Origin of the sequence: Rhodococcus sp. H36-A4, from assembly GCF_027158005.1 — a bacterium.
Taxonomy (GTDB): Bacteria; Actinomycetota; Actinomycetes; order Mycobacteriales; family Mycobacteriaceae; genus Rhodococcoides.
The window spans coordinates 125,424-144,843 of the sequence record NZ_JAPVLQ010000006.1; the positions used below are offsets into that span (position 1 = coordinate 125,424).

General features: G+C 62.4%; 18 protein-coding genes. 17 read left to right on the forward strand and 1 reads right to left on the reverse strand.

Annotation, left to right across the window (positions count from 1 at the left end; all coding sequences use genetic code 11):
• Nucleotides 1–3: 3 nt before the first annotated feature.
• Complete coding sequence (gene aroB / locus O1W68_RS17235; RefSeq protein ID WP_269305602.1) at nucleotides 4–1,116, forward strand: 3-dehydroquinate synthase; 1,113 nt, start codon at nucleotides 4–6, stop codon at nucleotides 1,114–1,116.
• A gap of 84 nt (nucleotides 1,117–1,200) precedes the next feature.
• Here the strand turns inward: aroB and O1W68_RS17240 are convergent, their stop codons facing one another.
• Nucleotides 1,201–1,857, reverse strand: a complete 657-nt coding sequence (locus tag O1W68_RS17240) for a B-4DMT family transporter (protein WP_269305604.1) — start codon at nucleotides 1,855–1,857, stop codon at nucleotides 1,201–1,203.
• Nucleotides 1,858–1,962: 105 nt separating this feature from the next.
• Between O1W68_RS17240 and O1W68_RS17245 the strand changes: the two genes are divergently transcribed.
• The 16 genes from O1W68_RS17245 (at nucleotide 1,963) to O1W68_RS17320 (ending at nucleotide 19,385) form a co-directional block, all read left to right on the forward strand.
• Nucleotides 1,963–3,066 (forward strand): M24 family metallopeptidase, encoded by a 1,104-nt coding sequence (locus O1W68_RS17245; protein ID WP_269305606.1) that lies wholly within the window; start codon nucleotides 1,963–1,965, stop codon nucleotides 3,064–3,066.
• Between the two features lie 54 nt (nucleotides 3,067–3,120).
• Nucleotides 3,121–3,684, forward strand: a complete 564-nt coding sequence (gene efp / locus O1W68_RS17250; protein WP_269305607.1) for an elongation factor P — start codon at nucleotides 3,121–3,123, stop codon at nucleotides 3,682–3,684.
• A 1-nt stretch (nucleotide 3,685) separates the two neighbouring features.
• Entirely contained in the window at nucleotides 3,686–4,261 is a 576-nt protein-coding gene (gene nusB, locus O1W68_RS17255) for a transcription antitermination factor NusB (RefSeq protein WP_269305609.1), read from the forward strand.
• A 117-nt stretch (nucleotides 4,262–4,378) separates the two neighbouring features.
• Nucleotides 4,379–4,975 carry a bifunctional pyr operon transcriptional regulator/uracil phosphoribosyltransferase PyrR gene (gene pyrR, locus O1W68_RS17260; RefSeq protein WP_269305611.1) on the forward strand — a complete coding sequence of 199 codons (597 nt, stop codon included), beginning with the start codon at nucleotides 4,379–4,381 and terminating at the stop codon, nucleotides 4,973–4,975.
• Nucleotides 4,975–5,922, forward strand: coding sequence for an aspartate carbamoyltransferase catalytic subunit (locus O1W68_RS17265; protein WP_269305614.1), 948 nt, complete (start codon nucleotides 4,975–4,977; stop codon nucleotides 5,920–5,922). Before pyrR ends, O1W68_RS17265 begins: the two co-directional genes overlap by 1 nt.
• Complete coding sequence (locus O1W68_RS17270; RefSeq protein WP_269305616.1) at nucleotides 5,919–7,220, forward strand: dihydroorotase; 1,302 nt, start codon at nucleotides 5,919–5,921, stop codon at nucleotides 7,218–7,220. Before O1W68_RS17265 ends, O1W68_RS17270 begins: the two co-directional genes overlap by 4 nt.
• 5 nt (nucleotides 7,221–7,225) lie before the next feature.
• The gene (locus O1W68_RS17275; RefSeq protein ID WP_269305617.1) at nucleotides 7,226–7,762 is read left to right on the forward strand and encodes a PH-like domain-containing protein; all 537 of its coding nucleotides are present in this window, start codon (nucleotides 7,226–7,228) and stop codon (nucleotides 7,760–7,762) included.
• Nucleotides 7,759–8,889 carry a glutamine-hydrolyzing carbamoyl-phosphate synthase small subunit gene (carA, locus tag O1W68_RS17280; RefSeq protein ID WP_269305618.1) on the forward strand — a complete coding sequence of 377 codons (1,131 nt, stop codon included), beginning with the start codon at nucleotides 7,759–7,761 and terminating at the stop codon, nucleotides 8,887–8,889. The genes O1W68_RS17275 and carA overlap by 4 nt, the downstream gene beginning before the upstream one ends.
• Nucleotides 8,889–12,254, forward strand: coding sequence for a carbamoyl-phosphate synthase large subunit (gene carB, locus O1W68_RS17285; RefSeq protein WP_269305619.1), 3,366 nt, complete (start codon nucleotides 8,889–8,891; stop codon nucleotides 12,252–12,254). The genes carA and carB overlap by 1 nt, the downstream gene beginning before the upstream one ends.
• Entirely contained in the window at nucleotides 12,251–13,075 is an 825-nt protein-coding gene (pyrF, locus tag O1W68_RS17290) for an orotidine-5'-phosphate decarboxylase (RefSeq protein WP_269305621.1), read from the forward strand. Before carB ends, pyrF begins: the two co-directional genes overlap by 4 nt.
• A gap of 156 nt (nucleotides 13,076–13,231) precedes the next feature.
• The gene (gene mihF / locus O1W68_RS17295) at nucleotides 13,232–13,552 is read left to right on the forward strand and encodes an integration host factor, actinobacterial type (RefSeq protein WP_269305623.1); all 321 of its coding nucleotides are present in this window, start codon (nucleotides 13,232–13,234) and stop codon (nucleotides 13,550–13,552) included.
• Between the two features lie 30 nt (nucleotides 13,553–13,582).
• Nucleotides 13,583–14,179, forward strand: coding sequence for a guanylate kinase (gene gmk / locus O1W68_RS17300; protein ID WP_269305625.1), 597 nt, complete (start codon nucleotides 13,583–13,585; stop codon nucleotides 14,177–14,179).
• A 136-nt stretch (nucleotides 14,180–14,315) separates the two neighbouring features.
• Nucleotides 14,316–14,621, forward strand: coding sequence for a DNA-directed RNA polymerase subunit omega (gene rpoZ / locus O1W68_RS17305; protein WP_084348816.1), 306 nt, complete (start codon nucleotides 14,316–14,318; stop codon nucleotides 14,619–14,621).
• 24 nt (nucleotides 14,622–14,645) lie between these two features.
• A complete protein-coding gene (gene coaBC / locus O1W68_RS17310; protein WP_269305628.1) occupies nucleotides 14,646–15,887 on the forward strand; it encodes a bifunctional phosphopantothenoylcysteine decarboxylase/phosphopantothenate--cysteine ligase CoaBC in 1,242 nt (413 codons plus the stop codon).
• 210 nt (nucleotides 15,888–16,097) lie between these two features.
• Nucleotides 16,098–17,312 carry a methionine adenosyltransferase gene (metK, locus tag O1W68_RS17315; protein WP_269305630.1) on the forward strand — a complete coding sequence of 405 codons (1,215 nt, stop codon included), beginning with the start codon at nucleotides 16,098–16,100 and terminating at the stop codon, nucleotides 17,310–17,312.
• A 48-nt stretch (nucleotides 17,313–17,360) separates the two neighbouring features.
• Complete coding sequence (locus O1W68_RS17320) at nucleotides 17,361–19,385, forward strand: primosomal protein N' (protein WP_269305631.1); 2,025 nt, start codon at nucleotides 17,361–17,363, stop codon at nucleotides 19,383–19,385.
• Nucleotides 19,386–19,420 lie beyond the last annotated feature (35 nt).

Sequence of the window (19,420 nt, forward strand, 5' to 3'; positions counted from 1 at the left end):
CGGATGACCGACCCCGTACGCGTAATGGTCAAGACTGCAGCGCCGTATCCGGTGATCATCGGCAGAGGATTGTTGACCGACCTGGTCGATCAACTCGTCGGTACGAAGACTGTTGCGATCTTCCATCAGCCGCCGCTTGCCGAGACGGCCGAGGCCGTCCGAGAGGTGTTGGCGGCGAAGGGAATCGATGCACACCGCATCGAGATACCGGACGCCGAGGACGGCAAGGAACTCGCGGTCGCCGGTTTCTGCTGGGAGGTTCTCGGCAGAATCGGACTGACCCGAAGCGATGCCGTGGTGAGTATCGGTGGGGGAGCAGCTACCGACCTTGCAGGCTTTGTTGCCGCGACGTGGATGCGTGGCGTCAAGGTGGTCCACGTGCCGACGACGCTGTTGGCAATGGTCGACGCGGCAGTCGGTGGCAAGACCGGCATCAACACCGAGGCGGGAAAGAACCTCGTGGGTTCGTTCCACGAGCCTTCGGCAGTGTTGATCGATCTCGCGACGTTGGAGACAGTCCCGAAGTACGAGATCGTCTCCGGCCTCGCAGAGGTCATCAAGACTGGTTTCATCGAGGACCCGGTCATTCTCGACTTGATCGAAGCCGATCCCGAAGCAGCGATGGACCCGACTGGATCGGTGCTACCCGAGCTCATTCGCCGGTCCGTCGAAGTCAAGGCCCGAGTTGTTGCCGCTGATCTACGTGAGTCCGATCTTCGGGAGATACTCAACTACGGCCACACCCTCGCCCATGCCATCGAGCGACGCGAGCGGTACCGCTGGCGTCATGGTGCAGCTGTGTCGGTCGGTCTGGTGTTCGCGGCCGAGTTGGGACGTCTTGCGGGCCGGCTCGACGACGCGACTGCTGACCGCCACCGCAGTATTCTCCAGTCGGTCGGTCTCCCCGTCGGATACGACGGTGACGCATTCGGTGATCTTCTCAAGGGGATGCAAACCGACAAGAAGAATCGCGCCGGGATGCTCAGATTCGTCGTGCTCGACGGACTGGCGAAACCGGGGAGGCTCGAAGGGCCTGATCCGGCTCTCCTCGTCGCTGCATATTCGGTAGTCGCCAAGGAGTCCCCGGGACCGGGTAGCTCGGGAATTCTGCTCTGATCGAGGCACGATCCGAATGGAAAATCCCCCCTGCATCTTGGGCCCGAGGCCGAAGTTGCAGGGGGGATTTCTTGTGTTCGGGAGTCAGTGTTCGGAACGATGCTCGCCGTGTGAAGTACCCTTCGGGTCCTCGGCGTCGGGCTGCACAGCCTGGAATACCTCGGTGTCCGCATTGTCGTCGGCCCATCGATTCTGGTCCGCTACCGAACTTTGGTCTGCCGCCGAACCCTGGTTCGAGGCGGTAGTCCCGGCGCCGACCAGATGGCGATCGTGGCGTTCCTGTTCGTGGACTGCATCGGATGCGGCGAGCTTCTTCTTCGCCTCGCGTCCGACGAGCAGGCGGCCCAGGAACACCGAGATGGTCGCCGGGATGAAGATCAGAAGAATGGTGAACGCCGCACCGGAGGTCATTTCGAAGAACAATGAGTTCTGGCCGAGACTGAAGTCCACTATCAGCCCGAGCAGCCATGCGAGCAGTCCGGCGAGCAGACCGCCGAGGACTGCCGCCTTTAGCCATAGCATCGTCAGGTCGGCGCCGTAATCCGGGTCCGGGTTTGCGCGACGGTCACGAATACCGTCGATGCCGGCCCATACGATGACTGCGAGCAAGACCACAGCCAAGCCCAACCATCGAAGCTGCGAACCGTGCAACGGCCACTGTGCAACTGCCAAACCCAGCAGAATTCGCACTCCGACGTTGATCAGTCCCATTCCGATTCCGCGTACCACCCACCCTGTCATGGGGGACAGCGTATCCGTTTCGGGTCGGCACTGTGGCGGGCCCCACACGAACGGCGCCTTCGCGTCGCCCAGGGACCGAACTCGCGACGGCGGTACGTTGTAAGAATGTCCGCAGATTTTGCTGCCCGCCGCTCGGCTCTCCGACACTCCCTGATCGCGAATGAACTCGACTCTCTGCTGGTCACAGACCTGCTGAACATTCGGTATCTCACCGGGTTCACCGGATCGAACGCAGCGTTGATCGTCGGAACCGGTGATTCGTCACCGGATGAAAGCAGAACCGTGATCTGTACGGACGGCCGATATCTCAGTCAAGTCGCCGAGCAAGTCCCCGATCTTCGTGCCGTGATCGACCGGTCTTCTGCATCACATTTGCTGGCGAGCGAATATGCGCCGGCCGGCGGCTCAATCGGATTCGAGAGCCATGTCGTGACCGTCGATCAGCATCGCGGATGGAGTGAGGCACATGCCTCGCTCGATCTGGTGTGCAGTCCCGGTCTCGTCGAGGAACTTCGAATGGTGAAGGACGAGTACGAAGTCGGCTTGCTACGCGAGGCATGCCGCGCGGCAGACGACGCTTTTGCCGTGCTCGTCGAGCGAGGTTCGATCAGGCCTGGGCGTGCCGAGCTTGCCGTGGCACGTGAACTGGAGTCGCTGATGGTCGAACACGGCGCGGACGGGATTTCCTTCGAGACGATCGTGGCGGCGGGTCCGCATTCCGCAGTGCCGCATCATCGACCTACTGCGGCAATCCTGGAATCGGGCGACTTCGTAAAGTTCGATTTCGGCGCGCTGGTCGGCGGATATCACTCGGATATGACCCGAACGGTGGTGATCGGAAACCCTGCGGATTGGCAGCGAGATGTGTACGAGCTGGTTCTGCGTGCTCAGGCAGCAGGCAGGAATGCGCTCGTCCCTGGTGTGAGCACTGCATTGGTGGACGCTGCGGCGCGGTCCGTCATCGAGGAAGCCGGGTATGGCGAACTGTTTCTGCACGGACTCGGCCACGGCGTCGGATTGGAGATCCACGAAGCGCCGGGAATCGCACGCACGAGCACCGGTACACTGCAGTGCGGTGCTGCTGTGACTGTAGAACCGGGTGTGTACTTCTCAGGGCGCGGAGGCGTTCGGATCGAAGACACACTCATTGTCCGCCCCGGCGGTCCTGAGCTTCTCACCATGACCAGCAAGCAACTCACTCTCGTGTGACATCACGGTCACTGCGAGATAAGAACACGCGAACACGAGGAGACATAAAAGCCAGTGGCTTCCACCAGCGATTTCAAGAATGGTCTCGTCCTCAGCATCGATAACCAGTTGTGGACGATCACCGAATTCCAGCATGTGAAGCCGGGTAAGGGCCCCGCGTTCGTGCGTACCAAACTCAAGAACGTCCTGTCCGGCAAAGTCGTCGACAAGACGTTCAATGCCGGAGTCAAGGTCGAGACGGCTACGGTCGATCGTCGTGACATGACGTACCTGTACCACGACGGCACCGACTATGTATTCATGGACGCCGACACCTTCGACCAGCTCGCCATCCCGGAGGCAACGGTCGGCGACGGCGCTCGATTCCTGCTCGAGAACCTTCGGGTTCAGATCGCGATGCACGAGGGTTCACCGCTCTATGTGGAGCTACCGGTGACGGTCGAACTCGAGGTCAAGCACACCGACCCGGGCCTGCAGGGCGACCGCTCGACCGGAGGCACGAAGCCTGCCACTTTGGAGACCGGCGCCGAGATCTCGGTTCCGCTGTTCATCAACACCGGTGACAAGCTGAAGGTCGATTCGCGCGACGGAAACTACCTTGGGCGTGTGAATTCCTAACGTGTCGTCCAAGAAGGTAGCAGCGCGCACCGAGCCCGTGAAGAAGCTCGGTGCGCGCCATAAGGCCCGCAAGCGCGCTGTAGATTTCCTGTTCGAGGCGGAGGCACGTGACACCGATCCGGTGAACCTCGCCAAAGAACGCATAGAGCTTGCTCGCGCGGACGATTCGATCGCCCCCGTGAGCGAGTACACCGAGACGTTGGTGGTCGGTGTGGCCGAGAACCTTGATCGGCTCGACGGAGTGATCTCCGATCATCTCAACGACTGGACACTCAAGAGGCTGCCCGCGGTGGATCGTGCGATTCTTCGCGTTGCGGTATGGGAGTTGTTCCACGCTGTCGACGTTCCCCCCGTCGTTGCGGTGGACGAAGCAGTCGAACTCGCCAAGCAGCTGTCCACCGATGATTCACCGTCGTTCGTCAACGGCGTACTCGGCCAAATCGTCCTCGTCGCGCCGCAGGTTCGCGCGGCGGCAGCGGCGGTGTCTTCGCGCGTTGCAACTCCCAGTTCTCAGCCGGACGACACTGGCGAAGACACCGCATCGGTCGAAAACCGAAAGCCCGCTTCCGACGAGTAATGTCCGTCACGCCAGGCTGCCCCGGCAGTGCTCGAGGGGGTGATGCATTGCTAGGCTGTCCAATTGTCAGACATCCTTTAACGATCCGTCCAGAGAGGCGGAGAAGGAGGTCGTAGTTTGCCTGCGCCCGAAAGCCCGTTACCTCCGCCCGAACCGTCGGAGTCCACGCGAGAATTGTTGTCCGCTGCCGACGTCGGCAGGACCATTGCGCGAATTGCTCATCAGATCATCGAAAAGACAGCACTCGATTCCGCCGATGCCCCGCGGGTCGTGTTGCTCGGCATCCCGACCCGCGGAACCATCCTTGCGGATCGGCTCGCCGATCGTATCGAGGCGTTCTCGGGTGTCCGTCCGCCGCTGGGTTCGCTCGACATCACCCTGTATCGCGACGATCTCCGAAACAAGCCGCACCGGCCCCTCGAACGCACGTCCGTTCCCGCCGGGGGCGTCGACGGTGCCCTGGTGGTCCTCGTCGACGACGTCCTGTTCTCCGGTCGCACGGTCCGATCGGCGTTGGATGCTCTTCGCGACCTCGGACGTCCGCGTGCCGTCCAACTCGCAGTCCTGATCGACCGTGGGCACCGCGAGTTGCCGCTGCGCGCCGACTACGTGGGCAAGAACGTCCCGACGGCGCGATCGGAGGACGTGAAAGTTCTGTTCACCGAACGCGATGGTCGAGATGGGGTCACATTGTCCGATGGGAGCTCGGCCTGATGAAGCATCTTCTGTCCGTGGCCGACCTGACCGTCGAGTCTGCAACACAGCTGTTGGACGAGGCCGATCGTTTCGAGCAGGCGTTGCTCGGCCGTGAGGTCAAGAAGCTTCCAACCCTTCGCGGCCGCACCATCATGACGGTGTTCTTCGAGAACTCGACCAGGACCCGCGTCTCGTTCGAGGTCGCCGGAAAGTGGATGAGCGCCGATGTCATCAACGTCAGTGCAAGCAGCTCATCGGTTTCGAAAGGTGAATCACTTCGCGATACGGCGATGACGCTGCGTGCCGCAGGAGCCGACGCATTGATAGTGCGACACCCGGCATCGGGCGCCGCACACCAGATCGCGTCGTGGACGGCAGGGCAGGGTGAAGGCACTGGCCCGGCGGTGATCAACGCGGGAGACGGCACGCATGAGCATCCCACCCAGGCGCTTCTCGACGCGTTGACACTGAGGCAGCGTCTCGGGACCATCGCAGGCAAACGAGTAGCCATCGTCGGTGACATCCTGCACAGTCGAGTCGCAAGGTCCAACGCGTTCCTGCTGTCGATGCTCGGAGCCGAAGTGGTGCTGATCGCACCTCCGACGCTCATGCCGGTCGGAGCGTCGAGCTGGCCGGTTCGGGTATCGCACAATATCGATGCCGAGCTGCCTGGGCTCGATGCCGTGCTGATGCTTCGAGTGCAGGCAGAACGAATGAACGGGGGGTTCTTTCCCTCGGCTCGCGAATACTCGATCACGTACGGGTTGTCGCAGAAGCGTATGGATTTGCTGCCAGAGCACGCGATCGTATTGCATCCCGGTCCGATGCTTCGTGGCATGGAGATTGCGTCCTCGGTGGCTGATTCTCCGAGAACTGCTGTGCTGCAACAGGTTACGAATGGAGTTCACGTGCGCATGGCTGTGCTGTTTCGGTTGCTCGTCGGCTCGGACGGAGGAGCGGAATGAGCGTTGTACTCACCGGTGTACTCGTCTACGGCGAGAGCCCGGAAACAGACATACTGATCGACGACGGTCAGATCGTGGCGATCGGGACAGATCTCGATGTCGGTGACGCCGAAGTCGTCGATTCGCGCGGACAGATCGTGCTGCCCGGTTTCGTCGACCTGCATACGCACCTGCGCGAACCCGGCCGCGAAGACACCGAGACCATCGAATCCGGTTCGGCTGCTGCCGCCCTCGGCGGCTACACCGCAGTGTTCGCGATGGCGAACACGTCCCCGGTCGCCGACTCGGTAGTGGTTACCGATTATGTGTGGCGACGCGGTCAAGAGGTCGGCCTCGTGGACGTGCATCCGGTAGGTGCTGTCACCGTCGGGCTCGAAGGAAAGCAACTCGCCGAGATGGCGATCATGGCCGCGGGCGTAGGCAAGGTACGCATGTTCTCCGACGACGGGCATTGCGTCGACGATCCGTTGATCATGCGGCGCGCGCTCGAGTATTCGAGTTCGCTCGGAGTCCTGATTGCACAACATGCCGAGGAGCCTCGGCTGACGGTCGGGGCCATCGCTCACGAAGGCCCTACGGCCGCGCGATTGGGACTTGCAGGTTGGCCGCGAGCAGCGGAAGAGTCGATCGTCGCCCGCGACGCTCTTCTCGCGCGAGACGCCGGTGCGAGGGTGCACATTTGCCATGCATCGACTGCGGGAACCGTCGCCCTACTCGCGTGGGCACGCGGTCAGGGCATTTCGATCACCGCCGAGGTGACACCGCATCACTTGCTTCTCGACGACTCACGGCTCGAAACGTACGACGCGATCAACAGGGTGAACCCGCCTTTGCGTGAGACATCGGACGTCGAGGCGCTCCGGCGCGGTCTGGCCGACGGCACGATCGACTGCGTCGCGACGGACCACGCGCCTCACGCCGAACAGGACAAGTGCTGCGAGTTCGCGCAGGCGAAGCCTGGGATGCTCGGGTTGGAGACCGCACTGTCGATTGTTGTGCAGACGATGGTCGAGCCGGGACTACTCGACTGGCGAGGAGTTGCCCGCGTCATGAGCGAGCGGCCGGCGGAGATCGTGGGACTGCCGGATCAGGGCAGGCCTATCGAGGTCGGTGAGATCGCGAATCTCACCGTCGTGGATCCGAAAGCAAGCTGGACCGTCACGGGAAAGAATTTGGCGAGTGTCGCTGACAACACACCGTTCGAATCGATGACGTTCTCGGCAAAAGTGACCACCACGCTGCTCCGCGGGCGCATCACCGCACGCAACGGTGTGATCCGAACGCCGACAGGAGCGTAAGGCACATGGACAGAGTTCTCATCGTCGTTGCGTTCGTCGTGTTCTGGGTTCTGATGATCATGTTGATCTTCTGGGGCTGGCGAGGACGGCAGAAACGGCAGGCAGATCGAATCGGCACTTTCCCGGAGGTGCCGTCGGATATCGGCAGCACGGTGCTCGAGCCGTCGACGGGTCTGTATGTCGGCAGCACCATAGCGCCCAGCTGGCAGGACCGTATAGCGGTCGGTGACATCGGTCATCGGGCCACCGCCGAGCTCTCACGGCACCAGCACGGCATCTTGTTGGTACGAACCGGCGAATCCACTATTTGGATTCCTGAGGAGTCGATTCGCGCAATCCGAACCGAGCGTGGGCTCGCAGGCAAGGTCATGAGCAAGGACGGGCTTCTGGTGATCCGTTGGGAATTACCCACGGGCACCGAGATAGACACCGGATTTCGCGCCGACGACAAATTTGTCTACCCGGCGTGGGTCGACACAGATACAACTACTGATTCCGGCTCGAGTGCCGGTACAGATGATTCGAAGGAGACACCCGCGTGAGCAGCGCAGTTCTTGTTCTGGAGGACGGCCGGACGTTTCGCGGCACAACTTTCGGGGCCGAAGGTCGAACTCTCGGCGAAGCAGTGTTCTGCACCGGAATGACCGGCTATCAGGAAACTCTCACCGATCCCAGTTACCACCGCCAGATCGTGGTGGCCACCGCTCCCCAAATCGGCAACACGGGCTGGAACCAAGAGGACGGTGAAGCCTCCAGCGCAAGTGACCCCAACAAGATTTGGGTGGCAGGGTACGTCGTACGCGATCCAGCGCGCCGTCCGTCGAGCTGGCGTTCGACCGGAACGCTGCAGGACGAGCTCGAGAAACAGAGCATCGTCGGCATCGCCGGAATCGACACCCGGGCGCTGGTACGTCACCTCCGCACCCGTGGATCCATGCGTGCAGGTGTGTTCTCCGGAGATGCACTCGGAAGCACCGACAAGATGCTCGAGCAGGTACTCGATCAGCCATCGATGCTGGGAGCCGACCTCGCCGGCGAAGTGACCACGGCTTCGAGCTACACGATCGAGCCTGCAGGCGAGAGTCGATTCACCGTTGTCGCAGTCGACCTCGGTATCAAGACGAACACTCCTCGGATGTTTGCCGAGCGCGGTGTCCGAGTGCACGTAGTGCCCTCGACGACGAGCATCGAGCAGATTCTGGAATTGAATCCGGACGGCGTCTTTCTCTCGAACGGACCCGGGGACCCAGCGACCGCGGACTCCAGTGTTGCCCTCACCCGGAGCGTTCTCGAGCGGGACCTGCCACTCTTCGGCATCTGCTTCGGCAACCAGATCTTCGGACGCGCCCTCGGGCGCTCTACCTACAAGATGAAGTTCGGCCATCGTGGAATGAACATCCCGGTGGTCGAACACACCACGGGCCGGATCGCCATCACTGCGCAGAACCACGGTTTCGCGCTCGAAGGTGAGGCCGGCGAAGAATTCGACACCGACTTCGGCCGAGCGCGCGTCAGCCACACGTGCGCCAACGACGGCACCGTCGAAGGCGTCGAACTGTTGAGCGGGCGGGCATTCTCCGTCCAGTACCACCCCGAGGCCGCGGCCGGTCCACACGACGCCGCATATCTCTTCGATCGTTTCACCAGCGTCCTTCAGGAGAAGAAGTAATGCCACGCCGCACAGACCTGAGCCATGTACTGGTCATCGGATCGGGACCGATCGTGATCGGTCAGGCCTGCGAGTTCGATTATTCGGGAACCCAGGCTTGTCGCGTACTGCGCGAAGAGGGCCTGCGAGTCAGCCTGGTCAACTCCAACCCGGCGACGATCATGACCGACCCGGAATTCGCCGACGCGACCTACGTCGAGCCGATCACCGCCGAGTTCATCGAAAAGATCTTCGCCCGGGAGGCCGAACAGGGTCACCCCATCGAAGCTGTTCTCGCGACTCTCGGCGGTCAGACCGCCCTCAACGCGGCCGTCGCGTTGCACGAGCAGGGAATTCTGACCAAGTACGGTGTCGAGCTGATCGGCGCCGATTTCGACGCCATTCAGCGCGGCGAAGATCGACAGAAGTTCAAGGACATCGTCGCCAAAGTCGGCGGCGAGTCCGCGAAGTCGGCTGTCTGCTACACGATGGACGAGGCGCGAGCTGCCGTCGAAGAACTCGGATTTCCCGTCGTCGTGCGCCCGTCGTTCACCATGGGTGGGCTCGGCTCCGGAATGGCATACAACGACACCGATCTGACGCGTATCGCCGGCGGCGGGCTGTCTGCCTCGCCGACCGCGAACGTCCTCATCGAGGAGTCGATCCTCGGCTGGAAAGAGTACGAACTCGAACTCATGCGGGACAGTCGCGACAACGTCGTGATCGTCTGCTCCATCGAGAACGTCGATCCGGTCGGTGTGCACACCGGTGACTCGGTGACCGTTGCTCCGGCGATGACACTCACCGACCGCGAGTACCAGGCCATGCGTGACCTCTCCATCGACATTCTGCGTGAGGTGGGCGTCGATACCGGTGGCTGCAACATTCAGTTCGCGATGGACCCTGCCGATGGCCGGCTCGTGGTCATCGAAATGAATCCGCGGGTGTCGCGGTCTTCGGCGCTGGCATCGAAGGCGACGGGGTATCCGATCGCAAAGATGGCCGCCAAGCTCGCCATCGGGTACACACTCGACGAGATCGTCAACGACATCACCAGGGAAACGCCTGCGTGCTTCGAGCCCACTCTCGACTACGTGGTGGTCAAGGCGCCGAGGTTCGCATTCGAGAAGTTCCCTGGCGCGGACGGTACCCTCACCACCACGATGAAGTCCGTCGGTGAGGCGATGTCGATCGGACGCAACTTCACCGAGGCGTTCGGAAAGGTCATGCGTTCGCTCGAAACCAAGCGCGCGGGTTACTGGACCGGCCCCGAAGTGACCTGGCCGAGCGATGCCGAAGGCGATCCTGCGGAGGACCTTGAGGGACTGCTCGCTGATCTGGCCGTTCCGCAGGACGGCCGCATGTACGGCATCGAGAAGGCATTTGCTCTCGGCGCGACGGTCGAGCAATTGTTCGAATCCACCAAGATCGATCCGTGGTTCCTCGATCAATTCCAGCTGATCCACGAGCTCGGCAACGATATCCGCGTTGCAGCAGAGTTCGACGAAGCCCTGCTGCGCCAGGCGAAGTACCACGGACTCTCGGATCGCCAGATCGCTGCGCTTCGACCCGAACTCGGCGACGAAGACGGCGTCCGGGCTTTGCGAGGTGAACTCGGCGTCCACCCGGTCTACAAGACGGTCGACACCTGCGCCGCGGAATTCGAAGCGAAGACGCCCTACCACTACGGCACCTACGAACTCGATCCCGAAGCCGAGTCCGAGGTCACCGAGCAACGCGAACGCGACAAGGTTCTGATCCTCGGATCGGGACCGAACCGTATCGGCCAGGGAATCGAATTCGACTACTCGTGTGTTCACGCTGCGCAGACGCTGTCCGAAGCCGGGTACGAGACGGTCATGATCAACTGCAACCCCGAAACCGTCTCCACCGACTACGACACGGCCGACCGCCTGTACTTCGAACCGCTCACCTTCGAGGACGTGCTCGAGGTCTACCGAGCCGAGGCACAGTCGGGCACGGTAGCGGGCGTCATCGTTCAGCTCGGTGGTCAGACTCCACTCGGCCTGGCGAAACGGCTGAAAGCAGCGGGCGTTCCGATCGTCGGCACCAGCCCGGAAGCAATCGACCTCGCGGAGGACCGTGGTGAATTCGGTCGCGTCCTGAACGAAGCCGGTTTGCCCGCACCGAAATTCGGCACTGCGACGACCTTCGACGGTGCGCGCGATATCGCGGCACGCATCGGATACCCCGTCCTCGTACGTCCGTCGTACGTTCTCGGTGGGCGCGGGATGGAAATCGTGTACGACGAGCCGTCATTGGCCGGGTACATCGACCGAGCAACCGAGATCTCGCACGACAGGCCCGTTCTCGTCGACCGCTTCCTCGAGGATGCCGTCGAAATCGATGTCGATGCACTGTGCGACGGCACCGAGGTGTACCTCGGTGGTGTGATGGAACATATAGAAGAAGCCGGTATCCACTCCGGTGACTCGGCCTGTGCGCTTCCACCGATCACGCTCGGCAGAGCCGATATCGAGAACGTTCGTCGCTCGACCGAACTCCTCGCGAAGGGGATCGGCGTCAAGGGCCTTCTCAACGTTCAGTACGCGCTCAAGGACGACATTCTGTATGTCCTGGAAGCGAATCCGCGTGCCAGTCGCACGGTGCCGTTCGTCTCGAAGGCGACGGCAGTCCAGCTCGCGAAAGCATGTGCTCGGGTCATGATGGGCGAGTCGATTGCCGATCTACGCGTCAGCGGCATGCTTCCTGCGGTCGGTGACGGCGGGACCACACCGCTCGATGCACCTATCGCCGTCAAGGAAGCGGTGTTGCCGTTCAACCGGTTCCGTCGCGCCGACGGCACCGGCGTCGATACTCTGCTGAGTCCGGAGATGAAGTCTACCGGCGAGGTGATGGGAATCGACGCCGATTTCGGCACGGCATTCGCCAAGAGTCAGACTGCGGCGTACGGATCGCTTCCACTCTCCGGTGCGGTGTTCGTATCTGTCGCCAACAAGGACAAGCGTTCCCTGATCTTTCCCGTCAAACGCCTTGCCGATCTTGGCTTCACAATTCTCGCCACCGAGGGAACCGCAGAGGTCCTGCGGCGCAACGGGATCACCTGCGAGCAGGTGTACAAGCAGTCCGGCGAGGAAGTCCCGGAAGGAAAAACGACGATCGTCGCACGCATACTCGCCGGCGACATCGCGATGGTGATCAACACGCCCTACGGCAATTCGGGTCCGCGCGTCGACGGGTACGAGATTCGGAGTGCGGCCGTGGCACAGAACATCCCGTGCATCACGACGGTCCAGGGTGCTTCGGCGGCCGTGCAAGGTATCGAAGCCTCCATCGCAGGCGGTATCGGAGTTCGCTCGCTTCAGGATCTGCATGCCGCGATGGCCGGACGCGGTCAGGCATGACCGTCGGCGGATGGTTGGATCGACTCCGCACCGCGACCGCCTCGCGGGGTCGCCTCTGCGTCGGCATCGACCCGCATCCGGCACTGCTCGACGCGTGGGGTCTTCCCAGGACAGCCGATGGGCTGGAGGCATTCGCGGAGATATGCGTCGAGGCCTTCGTCGGTGAGATCGCCGTGGTGAAGCCTCAAGTCGCTTTCTTCGAGGCCTACGGCAGCGCAGGCTTTGCGGTGTTGGAACGCACGATCACGGTGTTGCGGGATGCCGGCACGATGGTGATCGCCGACGCTAAGCGTGGAGATATCGGCACCACCATGCGCGCGTATGCGCAGACGTGGCTGGGAGAGGAGAGTCCGTTGTCCTCGGATGCGGTGACAGTGTCGCCCTACCTGGGATTCGACTCCTTGACCGAGACGTTCGACGTGGCTTCGGCTCACGGGCGAGGCGTCTTCGTTCTCGCTCGGACGTCGAATCCCGAAGGTTCTTCGGTGCAGTTGGCCGAAAGCAACGACCGATCGGTTGCACAAGCGATTGTCGACGGAGCACGAACTGTCGGTCGTGACGGTCTCGGCACGGTAGGCCTGGTCGTCGGTGCCACCCGAGATCATGGTCTGGACCTGGCAGGTTTCGGTGGACCGATTCTCGCACCGGGTCTCGGTGCCCAGGGCGCCGAGGTCGGCGACTTGCGGCACATCTTCGGGGATTGCCAGGACCTGCTGCTGCCCAGTTCGTCCCGCGGAGTGCTTGCCGCCGGGCCGACGGTCGGCGCCCTCCAAGACGCCGCCAGAACGCTGCGCGATGAGATCGAGACCGCATTGGCTTAGCTCACCGGCCGAAAGCGCTCGGCGGTGGGGGTGGGTTCGCGAACTCCGTCTAGCGTGGGTACCGTCGCTGTCGTTGCAGGTTACCGCTGGTATACCGCAGCCAAAAGTGCAAGCAATACCCGTGCACTGTTCACCTTTCGATGTGACGGAGGAAACGTGGCCCTTCCCCAGTTGACCGCAGAGCAGCGAGCAGCCGCTTTGGAGAAGGCGGCCTTCGCCCGTAAAACGAGAGCCGAGCTCAAAGAGCGTCTCAAGCGTGGCGGCACCGACCTACAGCAGGTGTTGAAGGATGCCGAAACCGACGAGATTCTCGGCAAGATGAAGGTGTCGGCACTTTTGGAAGCACTTCCCAAGGTCGGCAAGGTCAAGGCCCAGGAATTGATGATCGAGTTGGAGATTGCACCGACTCGTCGTCTACGTGGACTCGGTGACCGACAGCGCAAGGCGTTGTTGACGAAATTCGATTTCGAAGCCTGAGAGGTTCGACTAGTGGCGGAGGTATCGACCGTGTCCGACAGTGACGCGTCACCGAGTGGGAGGGGTCGGCTCATCGTGTTGTCCGGTCCCTCCGGCGTCGGTAAGTCCAGCGTCGTTCGAGTTGTACGACGGACCCTGCCCGAGCTGTGGTTCAGCGTTTCCGTGACCACCCGGGCGCCACGCCCCGGTGAGGTCGACGGCGAGGACTATCACTTCGTGACTGCCGACGAGTTCGATCGCATGGTCGAGGCAGACGAATTGCTCGAGTGGGCGAGTGTGCACGGTGGTTTGCACCGCTCCGGCACGCCGGCGGCCCCGGTAGAGGAAGCCTTGGAGCGAGGACATCCGGTGCTGCTCGAACTCGATCTCGCGGGCGCGCGCGCCGTCCGCGTGTCGAAGCCCGAAGCTCTGTTGGTGTTCATGGCGCCACCTACCTGGGAAGATCTGGTGCAGCGCCTCACGTCCAGGGCTACCGAGGAATCGGATGCTACCGAGCGGCGACTTCAGACTGCACGGATCGAATTGGCGGCACAGAACGAGTTCGACACGATCATTGTCAATGCCGATGTCGACCATTCGTGCGATGAGTTGGTATCCTTGTTGGTCGGTAGGTCTTCGGTCGGTTGATTCCGGCGTACTCCGGGCGATGTAGAGCCGATTTTCGCCAGCTTCACAGTCTTGTATTACCAGCAGTGTGGCTCCGACCAGCAGACAGCACCAGCATTTTTCGCAGCAGTACCGATGCACTTTCAGGAGATCAATAGTGAGCAGCACTTCAGCGGCCGTGTCCGATTTCGACGGATCCAGCGTTCTTCCGGCCTACGACACGCCGCTCGGCATCACGAATCCCCCCATCGACGAACTTTTGGCGCGTACGTCGTCGAAGTACGCCCTCGTGATCTATGCGGCCAAGCGGGCCCGTCAGATAAACGATTACTACAACCAGCTCGGCGACGGCATCCTCGAGTACGTCGGCCCCTTGGTCGAGCCGGGTCTGCAGGAGAAGCCGCTCTCGATCGCACTCCGGGAGATTCATGCCGATCTCCTCGAGCATTCCGAAGGCGAATAAGAACCGCTGGTAAGGAAGCAGCCGTTGCGCGTAGTCATCGGAGTAGGTGGCGGGATCGCCGCCTACAAGAGCTGTTCCCTCATTCGCAGCTTCACCGAGGGTGGACATCATGTTCGGGTGATCCCCACGGAGTCGGCGCTCGAGTTCGTGGGGCGGGCGACGTTCGAAGCGCTGTCCGGTAACCCGGTCCACACCGGAGTCTTCTCCGACGTGCCCGAGGTTCCACACGTTCGGCTGGGGCAGGAAGCCGACCTCGTGGTCGTCGCGCCTGCCACGGCAGACCTGCTGGCCCGGATCGCAGGCGGACGTGCGGACGATCTCCTGACCGCCACACTTCTCACCGCGCGATGCCCGGTCGTCCTCGCTCCGGCAATGCACACCGAGATGTGGGAGCACCCGGCGACGGTTGCCAACGTCGTCACCGTGCGTGGTCGCGGTGTCACCGTCGTCGAACCTGCGTCCGGTCGACTGACTGGCAGCGATACCGGAGCGGGTCGCCTTCCGGAACCCTCCGAGATATTTGCGCTTGCGATGCTGCTGGCCGAGCGATCGGATGCACTCCCGCAAGACCTGTCCGGTCGCCGAGTCGTCGTGACCGCCGGCGGAACCCGCGAACCGTTGGACCCGGTCCGATTCCTGGGCAACCGTAGTTCCGGCAAGCAGGGATACGCGTTGGCTCGGGTGGCTGCTCAACGTGGCGCCGACGTCACCCTCATCGCTGGTTTCACCACCGAACTTCCAGATCCCGCAGCTGTGGACGTCGTGCATGTGAAGACGGCGCGGCAGATGCAGGAGGCGGTGCGCAAGTTCGCCCCCGATTCCGACGTGATCGTGATGGCGGCAGCTGTCGCCGACTTCCGTCCGGCAACCATCGCCGCGAGCAAGATCAAGAAGGGTGCCGACGAGCCGGATTCGATCCCGCTGGTTCGAAACGACGACATCTTGGCAGGACTGGTCGAATCGCGTCGTAACGGGGACATTGCACAAGCCACTGTGATCGTAGGTTTTGCTGCCGAGACCGGTGACGAGCACGGAGATGTACTCACCTATGCGCGAGCGAAGCTCGAACGTAAGGGATGCGATCTGCTCGTCGTCAACGCGGTAGGCGAGGGAAAAGCGTTCGAGGTCGACGACAACGACGGGTGGCTGTTGGGATCCGATGGTTCGGAATCAGCGCTCGGAGAGGGTTCGAAAGCTCTTCTTGCGAGCCGCGTCGTCGACGCAGTTGTCGGCATGCTCGCGATCCAGCCTTCGGATCACCGGTGATCCGAAGGGTGCACAGCACCCGTCCGCCCGACTAAAGTGACGGGCGCTTCGTGTCGGAAACTGGCTCGGGGCGTCGAACTCATAGTTGTAGTTCAGAACGAAATGTAGTTCAGAGTGCTTCACCAGTTAGGTGCTCGAATCGAATGAAAGTGATGGCCGACAGGGAGTAACGCTCCTGGCCGGCCGCAAGTACGCGTCGAGAGGAAATCCGTGAGCAAGTCCGGCAGTCGGCTCTTCACCAGTGAGTCTGTGACAGAGGGTCACCCAGACAAAATTTGTGATGCGATCAGCGACTCGATCCTCGATGCACTCCTCACCGAGGATCCTCGTGCACGCGTGGCCGTGGAGACGTTGGTCACGACCGGTCAGGTCCATGTCGCCGGTGAAGTAAACACCACCGCCTATGCCGACATCCCAAAAATCGTCCGCGAGAAGGTCCTCGAGATCGGCTACGACTCTTCTGCCAAAGGATTCGACGGCAATTCGTGTGGCGTGAACGTTGCGATCGGTGCTCAGTCTCCGGAAATCGCCCAGGGAGTGGATAATTCACACGAATCGCGTGTCGAAGGACTCTCCGAGGACGAGATCGACCGTCAGGGTGCAGGCGACCAGGGGCTGATGTTCGGGTACGCCAATACCGATACCCCAGAACTGATGCCGCTGCCGATCGCATTGGCGCACCGTCTCGCACGTCGATTGACCGAGGTGCGCAAGAACGGCACCCTGCCGTATCTGCGTCCGGACGGCAAGACCCAGGTCACCATCGAATACGACGGTGATCAGGCAGTGCGACTGGATACGGTCGTCGTCTCCACCCAGCACGCGGCCGATATCGACCTGGACAATCTGTTGACGCCGGATATTCGCGACAAGGTTCTCGGCGCGGTGCTCGCAGATCTGGACATCCCCACGCTCGACACTTCCAACATCAGATTGCTCGTCAATCCCACCGGCAAGTTCGTTCTCGGCGGACCGATGGGTGATGCCGGACTGACCGGCCGCAAGATCATCGTCGACACCTACGGCGGCATGGCCCGTCATGGTGGCGGTGCTTTCTCCGGTAAGGACCCGTCCAAAGTCGACCGTAGCGCCGCCTACGCGATGCGGTGGGTTGCAAAGAATGCGGTGGCGGCGGGCCTGGCCGATCGCATCGAGGTTCAGGTTGCATACGCGATCGGTAAATCAGCGCCGGTCGGTCTGTTCGTCGAGACGTTCGGAACCGAAAAGACCGATCCAGTGCGGATTCAGGCTGCGATCGCCGAGGTGTTCGATCTACGCCCCGGTGCGATCATTCGTGACCTCGATCTGCTTCGTCCGATCTATGCTCCGACCGCCGCTTACGGACACTTCGGCCGAACGGACATTTCGCTTCCGTGGGAGTCCACCGATCGTGCCGACAAGCTGCGCGCTGCCGCCGGTCTCTGATATCGGCTTCGGGTACCTCGAGGGGAAGAAGTTCACGAACGGAGTGAGGTGAGCGGCGCAGCGAGAACAGCAGCCGAGGAGCATCCCATTGCGCGGGTGTTGCCGCTGCTGCCGCTCGCTCACCTCGACCGGGAATTCGACTATCTCGTACCGGCCGAATTCGCCGATAGTGCTCAGCCCGGGGTGCGGGTTCGGATACGGTTCGCCGGCAGGCTGGTCGACGGATACGTCGTCGAGCGTGTCGAATCCAGCGACCACACAGGAAAGCTGCGCTGGCTGGACCGCGTCGTCTCTTCCGAGAGAGTCCTGACGCCCGAGATCAGCGCGTTGGTCACTGCTGTCGCCGCCAGATATGCCGGCACGAGAGCGGACGTCCTGCGTCTCGCCGTTCCGCCGAGACATGCCAAGGTCGAAGAGGAGCCCTCTGGCGACATGCCGGTCGTTGTCGCTCCCACGATCGATTCGAGTGCGTGGTCGTCGTACATTCACGGCGAGGCCTTTCTCGATGCACTGAGGGCGTCGAGGAGTCCGCGTGCGGTCTGGCAAGCGCTTCCGGGCGAGGATTGGGCTCAACGAATCGCCGAACTCGCCTGCGTCACAGCGGCGAATGGGCGAAGCGTCGTCGTGGTGGTGCCGGATCAACGCGACTTGGATCGTGTTGCGTCCGCCTGCGAGGCGGTTGCAGGCTCGGACGCGGTGATCGCATTGTCCGCAGGCCTCGGACCTGCCAAACGCTACCGGCGCTGGTTGGCGGCACTACGACGTGATGTGTCGATCGTCGTCGGTACCAGGAGCGCGGTGTTCGCCCCCGCACGAAACTTGGGTTTGCTGCTCATGTGGGATGACGGTGACGACGGTTATGCCGAACCTCGATCGCCTTATCCGCATGCCCGCGAGGTGGCGTTGTTGCGGGCGCATGAATGCGGATGTGCAGTCGTCTTGGCTGGGCATGCCAGAACTGCAGAAGCCGAGGCGCTCGTGGATTCCGGTTGGGCACACGATCTTCTCGCGCCCCGGGAAGTGGTCCGTGCTCGACAACCACATGTCGTCGCGCTGGCGGACAGCGATCATGCGTTGGCCAGAGACCCTGGGGCACGTGCGGCGCGCTTGCCTGCCATCGCATTCGAAGCGGCACGAACAGCATTGGCCGCGGATCTTGCAGTGCTGGTCCAGGTTCCACGCGGTGGATACGTTCCGTCGTTGGCCTGCGGCAAGTGCCGAAATCCGGCGAGATGCCGTCGCTGCAACGGACCGTTGTCATTGCCGTCTGCTCCGGGAGCGGACGGCGCAGGCAGCCCCACCTGCAGTTGGTGCGGCGTCTCCGATACCAACCATCGCTGCACCGTCTGCGGGTCTCGAACCCTGCGGGCAGTTGTCATCGGTGCACATCGAACAGCAGAAGAGCTGGGCCGCGCATTCCCTGGAGTTCCGGTTCACACCTCCGGGGGAGCATCGGTGCTCGACTCCGTTGCTTCCGGACCGAGACTGGTCATATCCACTGTAGGAGCCGAACCGACCGCGCCCGGTGGGTTCGGTGCTGCCCTGCTGCTCGACGGGTGGGCATTGCTCGGCCGCGCCGACTTGCGGGCAGCAGAGGAGACACTTCGCCGATGGATGACGGCCGCAGCGTTGGTGCGGCCCGGTACCGAGAACGGCCGAGTGGTCGTGGTGGCGGAATCGGAGATTCCTACGGTGCAGGCATTGGTGCGTTGGGATCCGGTCGGGCACGCGCGAAGTCAGCTGGAGGAGCGCATAGAGGTGCGCTTCCCACCGGCGGTCCACGTTGCGGCAATCGATGGGACGACGGCATCGATCACCGCGCTCGTCGAGGCGGCTGGGCTGACGGACGAGGTGGAGGTACTCGGGCCGGTAGACCTCCCTGATGGTCAGCGTGCTCCAGCCGGCGGGGGGGAAGAGGTCCTGCCGGGCGATGTACAACGACTTTTGCTTCGGGTGCCCCGTAACGCCGGTGGGGCCCTTGCCCGTTCACTCGCAGAGGCGCAGGCCGCCAGGAGCGCCAGGAAAAGTACGTCTTCGATTCGAGTCCAGATCGATCCCATCAGAATCGGTTGAGTAGTCGGTGGGGGAGTGCGACTTCGAGCGCATAG